Origin of the sequence: Catellatospora vulcania, from assembly GCF_009720385.1 — a bacterium.
GTDB lineage: Bacteria > Actinomycetota > Actinomycetes > Mycobacteriales > Micromonosporaceae > Catellatospora > Catellatospora vulcania.
The window spans coordinates 40,549-53,374 of record NZ_WARX01000007.1; the positions used below are offsets into that span (position 1 = coordinate 40,549).

A 12,826-nucleotide genomic window follows, 5' to 3' on the forward strand; every position below is an offset into this window, starting at 1 on the left:
ATTCCTCCTTTGACGCGGGATTGTCACCCTGCTAACCGTTCCGAGTGGTTCGAAGTCGCTGCCACGGGCACGGAGGTGTCTGTCCCGGTGCGGACATCCCAGGAGTTGTGGCCACAACTCCTGGGATGTGGCCGCAGCGTCGCTCATGCCACCGGCGCGGGCGCGAGTTCCGGCGAGCGGGTCGCGACCGCGCCGCCGATCAGGGCCAGGGCCTGCGCGTACGGCATCGGCGGCAGTTGCCGGCCGTCGCGCAGGCGCAGCGAGACCTCGCCCGAGTCGGCTTCGCGGGAGCCGATGACGGCCAGATAGGGCACCCGGCGTTGGGACGCCTCACGGATGCGCAGGCCTAGCGACCCGTCCAGGCTCAGCGACGACCGCAGACCGGCGCGCAGCGCCTGCTCGGCGAACAGCCGTGCGGCCGCGTCCTGCGCCTCGCCGACCGGGGCCACGGCCAGCTGCACAGGGGCGTACCAGGCCGGGAATGCGCCCTGGTGCACCTCCAGCAGGTGCGCCATCAGCCGCTCCATGCTGCCGACGATGCTGCGGTGCACCATCACCGGCCGGGCCGGGCTGCCGTCGCGGTCGGTGTACGACAGGTCGAAGCGCTCCGGCTGCGCGAAGTCCACCTGCACGGTGGCCAGGGTGGACTCCCGCCCGGCGAGGTCGCGCACCTGAATATCGATCTTCGGCCCGTAGAACGCGGCCTCGCCCGGGACCTCCTCGAACGGCACCCCGGCCTGCACCAGGGCGTCGCGCAGCAGCGCTTCGGCCCGCGCCCAGTCGGCGTCCGCGCCCAGGTAGCCCGCTCCCGGCCCGCGCAGCGACAGCCGGTAGCCGTCGGCGGCGAAACCGAGCGCCGGATGGATCCGGGCGCACATGGCCAGGACCAGCGCGACCTCCGCGCCGACCTGGTCGAGTGAGCAGAACACGTGCGCGTCGTTGAGCGAGATCGCCCGCACCCGGCTCAGCCCGCCGACCACGCCGGAGCGCTCGGCGCGGTACATGCCGCCCAGCTCGGCGATGCGCACCGGCAGCTCGCGGTAGGAGCGGCCGCGGGAGCGGAACACCATCGCGTGGTGCGGGCACAGGCTCGGGCGCAGCATCAGCGCCTCAGGGTCGTCGGCGGCCGCGTCGGGGTCCTCGGACATCGCCGGGAACATGTCGTCGGCGAACTTGGCCAGGTGTCCCGACTTTTCGAACATCTGGCGTTTGGCCATCGGCGGGGAGTAGACGTGCTGGTATCCGGCGAGCCGTTCCTCCTCGCGCACGTGCTCCTCGATCGCGTGGCGGGCGGCGGCGCCGGCGGGCAGCCACAGCGGCAGCCCCGCGCCGATCATCGGGTCGGAGTGGTAGATCTCGAGGTCGCGGCCGAGGCGGCGGTGGTCCTTCACGGTGTGCTCCTGGGGAGTTCAACGGCCCGGAGCACACGTGGGGGCGGATACGCGCCGGCCCCGGGGCGTGTGCCCCGGGGCCGACGGTCGACTGAAAGATCAGCAGGTCAACGCGTACAAGCGCCGGGACGTCCCGGCGTCGTCGTGCTGACCGCGTGCTGATGCATACCGAGCACGATAACGTGCCCGCCGCACCCCTGGGCAAGCGATATCCGTCACCGGGGTACCTTCGGATCGAGGAGTCGATCACCCGGGGGTGAGCGGTGGCGCACTGGTACGAGTCGAGCATCGACAAGCAGATCCGTGAGGCGCAGGAGCGCGGCGAGTTCGACGACCTGCCCGGCGCGGGCAAGCCGCTGCCCGGGGCGGGGGAGACGCTGCCCGATGACTGGTGGCTGCGCGACCTCGTCCAGCGCGAGAACCTGTCCGCGGCGATCCCGGCCACCCTGCTGCTGCGCCGCGACGTCGAGGACCTGCCCGAAGCGGTCGCCAAGAAGACCTCGGAGCAGGCGGTACGCACGTACATCGCGGAACTGAACGTCCGGATCGTCCGCGCGCACCGGGGCGAGCTGGCCGGTCCCGCGGTGGCCCTGGCCCTGGTCGACGCCGACGCCGCGGTGCGCCAGTGGCGGGCCCGCCGCGGCCGCTGACCGCAGCCGTCACCGCGGTCGGGGGCGACCGCCACGGCGCGTCAGGCCACCGGGGTGGCCGCTTCGGTGGATGCGCGGAGCATCGACACCAGCCGGTCGTGTTCGGCTCGGGTGCCGATGCGGACACGGTCCTCAGGGTGCTCGACGTACCACCGGATCGCCCCCGCGACGAGCCACGGGTGGGTGTCCCAGCCGAGCGAAAGCATCGGGCGGCGCCGCATACGCACCGGCAGGAGTTCGAGCCGGGCGACAGTCAGGCGGAGCAGCCAGCTGCGCATCGTGGGGCGCTGCGGGAACCCGGGGGCCAGCGCCTCCCAGGGGATGTCCAAGGCGCGGAGTCCTGGCAGGTGGATGCCTTCGGCGCGCAGTTCGAGCCGGGGCAGGTCACACCAGACCATCCCGATGAGTACCGCGACACAGGTGCCGGAGATCGCGATCATCAGGTTGCCGACGGGGCCGTCAACGACCCTTTCGCCGAAGATGGTGCGGGACTGCAGGCACACCATCGCGATGGCGATCAGGCGTGCCGAACGTGACGACGCGACGAACGCCCGGTCCGCACCGTGAAAGCCGTGGCCTGCCCGTTCGGGCGGATGAGCCAGTACGCGTTCACGACCATTCCGGCCAGGGGCGCAACCACCTGCAACGGCTCGAAGCCCCGGTCGGTGAGGAGCTGGGCAGCCGCCGCGAGCGCCAGGACCAGCAGGACGACGACACGGGTGCGGACGATCGGTCGGAGGGGGATCACGGCGGGCATGGTACCGAGCACCGGCCAGCGCCGCAGACCTCCACACGGACAGGGCGTCAGCCCGTGCCCGTGGCCCCGCTGATCCGATTCCAGGCAGGTGAACGCATCGATCAACCGGTTGGCGGTCGGTCTATATCCTGGGCCGATGTCAAGGCGATCCAGGCGCCGGAATGCCCTTCACGAAGCCCGTGCAGCCGCCGCGCAGCGGGCTTCCGCCGCCGCACCCGAGGTCGCCGCCACGGACGTGCCACCCGTGCCGCCGCCGCAACCCGCGGGATTCTGGGAGTCGTACTTCGACAGATTCGGCATCGTGGCCGGCCCGTTGGTGCTGGCGATGCTCGCCTACATCGGCTGGTCGGTGCTGATTCCGGGGCCTGATCCGCTGCTCGCCTACACCGAGCGCGACCATCCCGTCTCGGTCCGAGCCGACGAGGGCTGCCTGGTCTACCGGCGCGACATCGGCGGCAGGTCGCCGGACGAGGTGCTGACCTACTGCCCGGCGCGCAAGCCGGAGGGGGCGCACGGCTGGGCGCCGCAGACCCGCGAGACGTTCGTCCTCGACCCGTCCGGCCGATTCGCGACCGAGCTGATCGCGTTCGGTCTGCTGCCGGACGGGACCGTCACCGTGCGCTACACCCTGCCCGGCGGTCACGTCATCGAGGCCCCGACCCAGGCGGTGCCGGGCCTCGACCATCCGGCCGTGCTGCTGCACCTGCGGGATGCCCGGCTGCCGGTCGACCTGGCCGAGGTCGGCGGGCAGCCGGTCATGGCCGGGGTGCAACTGCTCGACGCGTCAGGTCAGGAGATCGACATTGTCTGAGCCGGTTCCCGCCGCGCCCACCGCCGCGCCCCGTCGGCGGCCCTGGTGGCGCCCGCGCCCGCAGGACTTCGTGACGGTGCCGGTGCTGGCGATCATCGCGGCGTTCATGTTCTGGCCCAGCGATCCGCCGGGCCCGCTGCTGCTGCTCGGCCAGGGCACGTCGGGGACCGTCGCGTGGAGCGTGCTCGGCCAGTCGACGGACTCCGGCGAGGGCTGCCTGCAGGTGCGGGTCAACGGGGCGCGCCGCGCGCTGATGTGCGACCAGCATTGGGAGCGGGACGTCCAGCGGCTCTGGCACGGCCCCCTGCCCGATCCGGCCGGCCCGTTGTTCGGGGCCCCGTCGCTGCTGAAGGTGCCGCTGCCGGAGGGCGGACGGGTCCTCATCGTGTCGGTGGTCTACGACGAGATAGCGGTTCTCCAGGTGCCGGCCGCCGGCACCGCTCCCGCGGCGTCGCTGCGCCCGGAGCGGCTGTTCGACAGCGACTTCCGGTACGTCGTGGCGGTCCTCGAAGCGGGTCAGGCCGACCGGATCCAGGCGTTCGCCGCGGACGGCGAGCCGCTTTACTACCAGTTCCTCCCGGACTACCCGTTCGGCCAGTAGGGCGCGGTCAGCCGAACGGCTGCTGGTCGGGCCGGCAGACGGTGCCCTTGGGCGGCGTGACCAGGTCGACGAGGTAGCGCTCGCGTGCCTGGTCGATGCACTCGCTGGGGACCTGGTAGCTCGGGTGGCCGTAGCCGTCCAGGGTGAGCAGCTCCGCGTTGGCGAGCCGCTTCTCGGCGACCTGCGCGTTGCGGTAGGGCGTGCCCGCGTCATAGCGGGCGCCGATCAGCAGGACCGGTGTCTCGGTCGGCGCGTTCCACGGTCCGGCGTAGCGGTCGGCGTCGTAGGCGGGCCAGTTCGCGGCGCACGGGGCCCACAGCCACCAGCCGAGCACCGTGCCCCAGAGCCTGCCCGCCTCGGTGAAGCGGGCCATCTCGGCCGGCCACCGCGACACGGGCGCGCGGGCGGGGCCGTCCACGCAGCTGATTGCGGCGGACGTGGTCGCCGCGGCGAAGCCGACCGGGCCCTTCAGCTGGCGGGCCGTGGTCAGCAGCGCCGAGGCGTCGCCGGCGGCCGCGGCGTCGAGGTCCTTGGCGAACTGCGGCCAGGTCAGCGGCGTGCGGAGCGGGTTGAACGTGGACAACTGCAGGTCGCTGTAGCTGAGCGTGCCGGGCGGGTCGGCGTGCGGTGCCGGGATCGGTGCGCGGCGCGCCATGGCGAACAGGGTCTCCACGCGTTCGGCGACCGGCACGCCGTGCCCGGCGAGTGCGCACCGGCCCGAGGCCGCCTCCTGGCACAGCTTGACGAACTGTGCGAAGACCGCGTCGGCGGAGGAGACGTTGTTGGCGGTCCGCGTCTCCGCGCTGGTGGTGTAGTCGACCGCGTCGACGATGCCGTCGAGCATCATCGCCCGGGTCCGGCCGGGGAACAGGTTGAGGTACGTCTGGCCGATCATCGAGCCGTAGGACAGCCCGACATAGGTGATCAGCTTGTCGCCGGACAGCTCGCGCAGCCTGTCGAGGTCGCGGGCGGTGTCGGCGGTGGAGATGTGCGACAGCAGCTTGCCGCTCACCTCGCCGCAGCGCCGGGCCAGCTCGGTGACCTTGGCCTGGTACGCCGTCGACTCGGCCGCGGTGGACGGGATCGCCACGCCCTGCCAGAACCGGGCTTCGTCGGCGTCGCTGGTGAAACACCGGACCGGGGAGCTGCCGTCGGTGCCGCGGGGATCCCAGCTCACCACGTCGAAGCGGCCGCCGCCCCACGCGTCGAAGTCGTCGCCGCCGCCGCGTACCAGCTCGACACCGCTCTGACCGGGTCCGCCCGGGTTGATGAACATCGACCCGATGCGCTCCTGGGGGCGGCTCGCGAGGTGGCGGATCACCGCGAGCTCGATGCGCTGCCCGTTCGGTTCGGACCAGTCGAGCGGCACCGGCACCTTGGCGCACTCGAACCGCTGGTCCAGGCCTTCGCAGCTCGTCCAGGCGATCCCCGGCTGCTCGCGTCGCGTCACCATGGCGTTCGGCACGGTCGCGCATCCGGCGGCCAGGCCCGCCACGACGGCGACCGCAGCCGCGCGCAGCCCGAGCCGAGCGCGCCGGATCAAGACACCCCTGGCCATGACGATCCCCCGTTCGTCGCCGACCGGCCGCCCGCGCGGTCAGGCGTCGCGCAGCAGCGGGCAGGTCATGCAGTGGCCGCCGCCGCGGCCTTTGCCGATCTCGAAGCCGTCGATTTCGACGACCTCGATGCCCGCCTCGCGGTACTTGCGGTTGCTGTAGACGTTCTTCGAGTACGCCACGACCACGCCGGGGGACAGCGCGACCACGTTGTTGGCGCAGTCCCACTGCTCGCGTTCCTGCTGCGCCTCGTCGCCGCCGGTAGTGACGACGCGCAGGTCCTTCTCGTGGGACAGCCCGATGGCGTGCGCGACCGCGGCCAGGAAGCTGTCCTCGGCGGTGACGTCGAGCGTGCCCGCCTTGTCGCCGGGGCGGATGCTGTATGCCGTGGTGCCGTCGACGACCTTCGGGTAGACGGTGACGGTGTCCCGGTCCAGGAACGTGAACACCACGTCCAGGTGCATGAACTGGCGTTTGCGTTCGAGCTGCACGGCGATGATCCGGTCGGCCCCGCCGCGGGCGAATAGCCGCTGCGCCAGGATCTCGACCATCTGCGGTGTGGTGCGCTCGCTGATGCCGATCAGGACGGTGCGGTTGCCGACCGGCATCACGTCCCCGCCCTCGATCGACGAGCGGCCGAAAGACTGTATGTCGAACTCGTCGTGCTCGTCCTTGCCCGCGTCCGGGAACCAGAAGTTGATCTTCTCCTGCCGGAACATCGGGTGGAAGCGGTAGACCGTGCCCAGGTTCACGGTCTCCAGCTGGCGCGAGGGCCAGTACATCGGGTTCAGCGAGACGCCCTCGTAGATCCAGCACGAGGTGTCGCGGGTGAACAGGTGGTTGGGCAGCGGCGGCAGGATGAACGACGAGCCGACCGTGGTCGCCACGGCCAGCGAGCGCGCGGCCAGCCGGTCGTCGTCGGCGAACTGCATCAGCTCGGCCCGGGTCACCCCGCCGGTCAGGTGCGTGGCGAGCGTTTCGGGGTCCATGTTGGCCAGCGCCTCGCGCACCGCGTCCACCATGGCCGGACCCACCGTGTACGGGCTGACCGTGTGCCCGATCACCCACTCCCGCGCCTCGGGCGAGGCCAGGGCCTCGGTGAGCAGGTCGTGCAGCAGGAACACCTCGATGTCGCGGGAGCGCAGCTCGGCGACGAACTGGTCGTGCTCCTGCTGCGCCCGCTCCACCCAGAGCACGTCGTCGAAGAGCAGTTCGCCCCGGTTGGACGGGGTGAGCCGGCGCAGCGCCAGGTCGGGGCGGTGCACCAGCACCTTGCGCAGCCTGCCGACCTCCGAGTGGACTCCGAATCCGGTCATCGCGCGCTCCTTCGCCGCAGCCCTCCCACCGTCCTCGCCGCTGCCCCGAATGCTACGTCCGATTCACCTTCTTCGCGCCGAATCGCCGCTTCACGAAGCGAAGGAAGGGCACCTTCACAACGCTATGCGTTGCAGAAGGTGCCCTTCTTAACCTTCGCGGAACTGCGAGCTGGGCTAGGGCCGTGGCGCGCTGCGGGTTGCCGGGTGGGTGTGGCCCGAGGGCGTCGGGCGCGGGCCGGGTGCGGAGGTGGCGGCCCGCGTGGGCGACGGGCTCGACGCCGCCGCCGGAGTGCGGCTCGGCGAGGCCGACGGTATGCGGCTGGGCGAGGCCGACGGCCGGGCCGCGGCCGCGGGCGCGCTCATGGGCGAAGGGCTCGGCGACGTGCCGGGCTGCGGCGACGCCGGGGCCGGGACGGCGGCGGGTGCGGGAGCCGCGCCCGCACCGGTGCCGCCGTACGTGAAGGTGACCTCGGCGGCGCCGGTGGTCAGGCTGTTGGTGAGCTGCCAGACCAGGCCCGCGTCCCCGGAGGCGTCGATCACGCCGGGCGTGAAGACCTTGTCGCCGTTCCAGTCGCCGACCAGCGGCACCGTGTACACCGCGCCGAACCCGGTGTGGACCTGGGTCGGGCCGCCCGTGGTGACGTTGCTCAGGTAGTAGTCGTGGCGCTCGCCGTCCATGTCGACGGTGCCGGGCGTGAAGGTGCGGTTGCCGTCCCAGTCGCCGACGATCGGCGTCTTGGCGGCGTCGCCGTACGCGAACTGGACCTCGGTCACCGGCTTTTCGAACGTGTTGGTCAGCTTCCACGCGTGCAGCTTGCCGCTGCTGTCCACCGCCCCCGGGGTGAACGTGCCGTTGCCGTCCCAGTCGCCGACCACCGGGATGTCCTCGACGTCGCCGAAGCCGGTGTGGATGTCGGCCGGTCCGCTGCGGAAGCCGTTGGCCAGGTAGAAGTCCCGCCGTTTTCCTTCGGCGTCGACCGTGCCGGGGGTGTAGGTGCCGTTGCCGTCCCAGTCGCCGACGATCGGGGCCTTCTCCGAGTCGCCGTAGGTGAAGTCGAGCGCCGGGTCGGGTGTGCCGTCCAGCGTGTTGGACAGCCGCCAGCGCCAGGTCTCGCCCTCGGCGCTGACCAGGCCCGGCGTCATCGTGCCGTTGCCGTCCCAGTCGCCGACGACGGGGCGGGGCAGCGGCCCGGCCGGGTTCGCGGCGAGGCTGTTCAGGTCGGCCAGGTTGCCGTTGAAGACGTTCTCGTCACCGGGCAGCTTGCCGTGGTTGGCGTACTGCCACAGCGTCCACCGGTCCCACCCGGCGGGCAGCCCGCGGACCTTGTCGGTGTAGCTGGACACGAACAGGTAGTGGTCGCCGAAGTCGGCGTTGCGCCCGGTGCACGGGTTCCACCAGTTCGGGTTCGTGTAGATCATGGTGGCGCTGCCGGTGCGCTCGCGTACCCGCTCGGTGAAGTCGCGGATGAAGCGGACCAGCTCGCTCTTGGACTTGCCCCAGCACGGGCCGGGCGCGACCAGCTTGCCGCCCAGCTTGTACGGCCACTCGATGTCGAGCATCGGCGGCAGGCTGCGCCCGTCGTTGCGGTACTGCGCCCGGTCGAGGAAGAAGTCGGCCTGGGTACGCCCGTTGGTCTTGTCCGGCCGGGCGAAGTGGTACGCCCCGAAGAGGATGCCGTTCTTGCGCGCCCCGCTGTAGTTGTCCTTGAACGAGGCGTCGACGTAGTGCACGCCCTCGGTCACCTTGGCGTAGACGAACTTGGCGCCCTTGTCGGCGACCTTGTCCCAGTCGATGTTCCCCTGGTGGTGCGACACGTCGATGCCGGTGACCGGGTAACCGCCCGGCGCGGCGGCCATCGCCCGCGCGGTTGCGGGCGGTGCCAGCTCTGCCGGGGTGCCCGCGCCCGCCCAGCCGTCGGTGATCGGCCTGCCGTCGGGCCCGAGCGGGTCATTCGGCGGCGCGGCCCCGGCCGGCAGCGCGGTCAGGGACAGGACCAGCCCTGCCGCGGCCATCACGGCGCGGCGGGCGGTGGCGGTGCGGGTACGTTTCACGGCTCTCCTCAATGCAGAACGGTGGGCTGGTCCAGCGGTGGCACCCCGGGTGGCGGCGCGAACTCGGCTGCCGGGCTCGCCGACGGCTCCGGCGTCGAGCCCGGCAGCGGCCCGGCGTCCCCGCCCGGCGTCGCGGACCCGGGCGGCGCGGACACGGGCGTCGTGGGGATGGCCGCGCCGGGGATCGCGGCGGGCGCGCTCGGCGTGGGGCTCGGCACTGCGGGGGAGATGCTCGCCGTGGGTAGCGGCAGGGGAACGACGCTCGGTGCGGCGGCCGGGGAAGGCGACGGCCCGGCGGGGCCGCCCGGGACCATGGGCGCACCGGCGTACGCGAAGACGGTGTCGGCGATCCCGCTGGCCAGCGCGTTGGACAGCCGCCACTCGTGCCCCGGGGCCGGGTCGGCGACGCCGGGGGTGACGAACCCGTCGCCGTCCCAGTCCCCGGTCACCGGCAGCTGCGCCACGTCGCCGAAGGAAACCTCGGTGTCGGTCGCCGGTTCGTCGAGGCTGTTGGTCAGCTCCCAGTCCCGGTGCTCGCCGTCGCCGTCGACGACGCCGGGCGTGCTCACCCGGTCGCCGTTCCAGTCGCCGACCACCGGCACCTTGTCCACGTCGCCGAATCCGACGTGCACGTCGTGGTCGCCGCCGGCCAGGCTGTTGGCCAGGTACCAGTCGCGCACGTCGCCCTCGGCGTCGACCACGCCCGGGGTGAACGTGCCGTTGCCGTCCCAGTCGCCGACGACGGGGGCCTTCTCCACGTCGCCGTAGCCGAGGCGCACGTCGGGTTCGCCGCCGCGCAGCGAGTTGGCCAGGTACCAGTCGTGGTGCTCGCCGGTCAGGTCGACGGTGCCGGGGGTCCACCGGCCGTCGCCGTCCCAGTCCCCGACGATCGGCAGCTTGCGCACGTCGCCGAAGAGGAAGTCGGCGTCGGTCGTCGCGCCCCGGGGGTCGTCGGACAGCCGCCAGCGCCAGGCGTCGCCCTCCGGCACGGCCGTGCCGGCGGTGACCCGGCCGTCGCCGTCCCAGTCCCCGGCGACCGGGTACCAGACCGCCTCGTCCTCGATGACGTTGCGGTAGCGGTAGGACTTGTACCTCTTGCGGCTGTAGCCCGAGTCCGACCAGGTGCGGTGCTTGACCGAGGGCGGCGTCTGCTCGTACATGACGAAGTCGCCGCCCGGCTCGCCGACCCAGCGCTCGAACAGCACGACGTGCGAGCCGTCCTTCGGCCGCGCCCGGTTGTGGTACAGCAGCATGTCGCCGGGACGCATGTCGGCGAAGTCCACCCGCTCGCCGACCTGGTGCAGGTCCCCGGTCCAGTGGTTGCGGCCCAGCTCCCAGGCCATCGAGACGTAGCCGGAGCAGTCGGTGCGCCACCCCTTGCGGAACTTCAGCTGGCTGTAGCCGACGGCCGCGTCGGCCCAGATCGCGGCGCGGGCGAGGATCTGCATCCGGGTGATCGGGCGGCCCAGCCCGCGGGACGGCCCGGCCAGGCCGTCGGGCTGCAGCGGCAGGCCCTGCGCGTCGACGCCCTGCGGGCGCAGCACGTCCGGGTCGTCCGCGCCGTCGGGCGCCGCCGCCGCGGGCGCGGCCAGCGCGAGCGCCGCGACGGCGGCCAGCAGACCGGCGGCCGCCCGGTGCAGCGGACCGCGGTCGCGGCCCTCCCGCTCGCCGTGCCGCAGGCGTGAGCCGGTCCGGACGCCCCCGTTCCCCGTGCATGATCCGCTTTCCCGCATGCCGTGTTAACGGAGCGGTGCCGGATGGCGTTGCGCCTGCTCGGGCGTGCCGTGGAGCGATCTTCCGCGGGCGCGTCGCACGTTTCGGCCCGGCAGGCGGCGGGAATGCCCACAGCAGCGTGAAAGGAGAGCTGTCATGCCTCAGCAGGCCTGGAGCGAAAAGCGGGAGCGCCAGTACAAGCACATCAAGGCCAGCGCGGAGGAGCGCGGCAAGTCCGAGGACGTCGCCGAGGAGATCGCGGCCCGCACCGTCAACAAGGAGAGGGCGCGCGCGGGCGAGGCCAAGCAGTCCAGCGCGCTGTCGAAGAAGGACATCTCGTCGGGTCGCCGCGGCGGGCTGCGCTCGCACCGCGGTGAGGGCGGCCGCACGCGCGACCAGCTCTACGAGGAGGCCAAGAAGAAGAACATCAAGGGCCGCTCGACCATGACCAAGGACGAGCTGCTGCGCGCCGTCGACCGCTGAGGCCGGAGGCCGCCGCCTGGGCTACCGAGACCGGTCAGGACGAGGGCGGCGTGATCACGGTATGCGTGTGCAGCGCATCGAGGACCTCGTCCTGGGCGTACTCGCCCTCGGGCAGGGTGTCGATGGACAGCTGCACCTGTGAGGGCATGTCCTCGGCGACCGCCCGGCGGCGCAGCTCGGCGACGCTGAGCCGCTCCTCCCCGATGAACAGCGTGTCCAGCAGCGTCTCCAGCATCTCGCCGGTGTCCTCGGCCATCTCCCGCCTCCTTCCGTCCGTGATCCGGCGACGTCGTACCCAGTGTCCGCCTGGTTGAACCGGGGCGAGGCCTATCCGTCGCGACAAATCGGGTGAAGGTGTTTCGGGTCGCCCGCTCGCGGGAACCCCGGCGGTATGACGCACACACCGTATGGCAGCAGGCAGGCCGTCGACCCGGTCGAGGACGACATCGACGCGCGGTCCTGGGACACGCCCGGTCGCGACGGCGTCGTGAGCGCCGACGAGCGCGACCCGGACCGCCGCGAGCTGCGTGCCCGCATCGGTCAGCACGTGTCTCTGGCGACCTTCCCCGCCACCGCCGAGCAGCTGCTCGACGTGGCGCGTGGCGGTGACGCTCCCGAGGAGGTGCTCGACGAGCTGGGCACGCTGGAACCCGGACGGAGCTTCGCCAATGGCCGGGAGCTGTGGCAGGCCCTCGGCCTGGAGGTCGAGGACCGCTTCTGAGGCCGGTGGTACCCCGCACGGCGGAACCTGCACGCGGAGGCGCTCCGGCGTGGTGAGGTTTTGACATGGCCGACGAGGACGGCGCGGGGCTGGTGCCCGGGATCGACGATCCCGGGCCGATCGGCGCGGTGCGCGAGGGCATGCGGGTCGTCGACAGCACCGGGGCCGAGCTGGGCACCGTGCAGGACGTCAAGATCGGGGACGAGGCCGCGCTCACCGCGGACGGACAGCGGATGAGCGAGTCGGTGAGCCTGTTCGGGCGGATCGTCCAGGAGGCGGCCGGCCCGGAGCCGGACGTCGAGCAGGAGCTCGCCGAGCTGCTGCTGCGCGAGGGCTACGTGAAGATCAAGGGCAGGGGGCTGCTGCGGCGCGGACGCTATGCGGGCGCAGCCCAGATAGCCGCCGTACGCGACGACGCGGTGACCCTGAACGTGCCGGCCGACCAGCTGGCCACCGAGGTGTGACAGGCGGCCCGCAGGACGGGTCCGTGACCGCGAACGGGTGCTGATCGAAGGGAGTCGGTTCGGGTGGACAGGATCGCCGCGAAGTTCGTGCACGGCGCAGCCGAGATCACGCGGGAGATCGAGGTGGATTCGGCCGTCGACCCGCCGGAGACGTACTCGATCTGCCTGCCGAACGGCATGGACGCCGGGCGCGACCAGTGGGCCGGCGACGACCCGTGGGAGGCCGTGTACGTGCGCGAAGCCAACCCGGCCGGGGAACCCGCCTGGATCTACCGCTTCCGGGCGCTGGTCGACCCGGAGGAGTGAGCGCC

The 12,826-nt window shown here is 72.3% G+C and carries 15 protein-coding genes; 7 read left to right on the forward strand and 8 right to left on the reverse strand.

Annotated features, from left to right (window positions below; genetic code table 11):
* Positions 1 to 143 precede the first annotated feature (143 nt).
* Positions 144 to 1,391: a threonine--tRNA ligase gene (thrS, locus tag F6W97_RS28190; protein WP_155373577.1), complete on the reverse strand. Its 1,248-nt coding sequence runs from the start codon at positions 1,389 to 1,391 to the stop codon at positions 144 to 146.
* A 263-nt stretch (positions 1,392 to 1,654) separates the two neighbouring features.
* Here thrS and F6W97_RS28195 point away from each other — a divergent pair, with 263 nt between their 5' ends.
* On the forward strand, positions 1,655 to 2,041 hold the full coding sequence (locus tag F6W97_RS28195; protein ID WP_155373578.1) for a DnaJ family domain-containing protein: 387 nt from the start codon (positions 1,655 to 1,657) through the stop codon (positions 2,039 to 2,041).
* Positions 2,042 to 2,082: 41 nt separating this feature from the next.
* On the opposite strand, the gene F6W97_RS28200 is transcribed toward F6W97_RS28195, so the two are convergent.
* Both F6W97_RS28200 and F6W97_RS28205 read right to left on the reverse strand, forming a co-directional pair.
* The gene (locus F6W97_RS28200) at positions 2,083 to 2,544 is read right to left on the reverse strand and encodes a hypothetical protein (RefSeq protein ID WP_155373579.1); all 462 of its coding nucleotides are present in this window, start codon (positions 2,542 to 2,544) and stop codon (positions 2,083 to 2,085) included.
* Between the two features lie 14 nt (positions 2,545 to 2,558).
* Positions 2,559 to 2,789 carry a hypothetical protein gene (locus tag F6W97_RS28205; protein ID WP_155373580.1) on the reverse strand — a complete coding sequence of 77 codons (231 nt, stop codon included), beginning with the start codon at positions 2,787 to 2,789 and terminating at the stop codon, positions 2,559 to 2,561.
* 253 nt (positions 2,790 to 3,042) lie between these two features.
* Between F6W97_RS28205 and F6W97_RS28210 the strand changes: the two genes are divergently transcribed.
* Positions 3,043 to 3,609 (forward strand): hypothetical protein, encoded by a 567-nt coding sequence (locus F6W97_RS28210; protein ID WP_155373581.1) that lies wholly within the window; start codon positions 3,043 to 3,045, stop codon positions 3,607 to 3,609.
* Positions 3,602 to 4,210 carry a hypothetical protein gene (locus F6W97_RS28215; protein WP_155373582.1) on the forward strand — a complete coding sequence of 203 codons (609 nt, stop codon included), beginning with the start codon at positions 3,602 to 3,604 and terminating at the stop codon, positions 4,208 to 4,210. The genes F6W97_RS28210 and F6W97_RS28215 overlap by 8 nt, the downstream gene beginning before the upstream one ends.
* A 7-nt stretch (positions 4,211 to 4,217) precedes the next feature.
* Here F6W97_RS28215 and F6W97_RS28220 read toward each other — a convergent pair whose 3' ends face one another.
* From F6W97_RS28220 to F6W97_RS28235, 4 genes are all read right to left on the reverse strand, one after another.
* Complete coding sequence (locus F6W97_RS28220) at positions 4,218 to 5,768, reverse strand: alpha/beta fold hydrolase (protein WP_155373583.1); 1,551 nt, start codon at positions 5,766 to 5,768, stop codon at positions 4,218 to 4,220.
* A 39-nt stretch (positions 5,769 to 5,807) separates the two neighbouring features.
* Positions 5,808 to 7,082, reverse strand: a complete 1,275-nt coding sequence (locus F6W97_RS28225; RefSeq protein WP_155373584.1) for an arginine deiminase — start codon at positions 7,080 to 7,082, stop codon at positions 5,808 to 5,810.
* 174 nt (positions 7,083 to 7,256) lie between these two features.
* The gene (locus F6W97_RS28230) at positions 7,257 to 9,134 is read right to left on the reverse strand and encodes a GH25 family lysozyme (RefSeq protein ID WP_155373585.1); all 1,878 of its coding nucleotides are present in this window, start codon (positions 9,132 to 9,134) and stop codon (positions 7,257 to 7,259) included.
* An 8-nt stretch (positions 9,135 to 9,142) separates the two neighbouring features.
* On the reverse strand, positions 9,143 to 10,867 hold the full coding sequence (locus F6W97_RS28235; RefSeq protein WP_155373586.1) for an NlpC/P60 family protein: 1,725 nt from the start codon (positions 10,865 to 10,867) through the stop codon (positions 9,143 to 9,145).
* Positions 10,868 to 11,003: 136 nt separating this feature from the next.
* On the opposite strand from F6W97_RS28235, the gene F6W97_RS28240 reads away from it, so the two are divergent.
* Complete coding sequence (locus tag F6W97_RS28240; RefSeq protein WP_155373587.1) at positions 11,004 to 11,330, forward strand: plasmid stabilization protein; 327 nt, start codon at positions 11,004 to 11,006, stop codon at positions 11,328 to 11,330.
* 34 nt (positions 11,331 to 11,364) lie between these two features.
* On the opposite strand, the gene F6W97_RS28245 is transcribed toward F6W97_RS28240, so the two are convergent.
* Positions 11,365 to 11,586 (reverse strand): hypothetical protein, encoded by a 222-nt coding sequence (locus F6W97_RS28245; protein WP_155373588.1) that lies wholly within the window; start codon positions 11,584 to 11,586, stop codon positions 11,365 to 11,367.
* A 135-nt stretch (positions 11,587 to 11,721) separates the two neighbouring features.
* Here F6W97_RS28245 and F6W97_RS28250 point away from each other — a divergent pair, with 135 nt between their 5' ends.
* The 3 genes from F6W97_RS28250 to F6W97_RS28260 all read left to right on the forward strand — a co-directional run bounded on the left by F6W97_RS28250 (position 11,722) and on the right by F6W97_RS28260 (position 12,821).
* Positions 11,722 to 12,051: a DUF2795 domain-containing protein gene (locus tag F6W97_RS28250; RefSeq protein WP_155373589.1), complete on the forward strand. Its 330-nt coding sequence runs from the start codon at positions 11,722 to 11,724 to the stop codon at positions 12,049 to 12,051.
* A 65-nt stretch (positions 12,052 to 12,116) separates the two neighbouring features.
* The gene (locus F6W97_RS28255) at positions 12,117 to 12,515 is read left to right on the forward strand and encodes a hypothetical protein (RefSeq protein WP_155373590.1); all 399 of its coding nucleotides are present in this window, start codon (positions 12,117 to 12,119) and stop codon (positions 12,513 to 12,515) included.
* A gap of 63 nt (positions 12,516 to 12,578) precedes the next feature.
* The gene (locus F6W97_RS28260) at positions 12,579 to 12,821 is read left to right on the forward strand and encodes a hypothetical protein (RefSeq protein ID WP_155373591.1); all 243 of its coding nucleotides are present in this window, start codon (positions 12,579 to 12,581) and stop codon (positions 12,819 to 12,821) included.
* Positions 12,822 to 12,826: the final 5 nt, after the last annotated feature.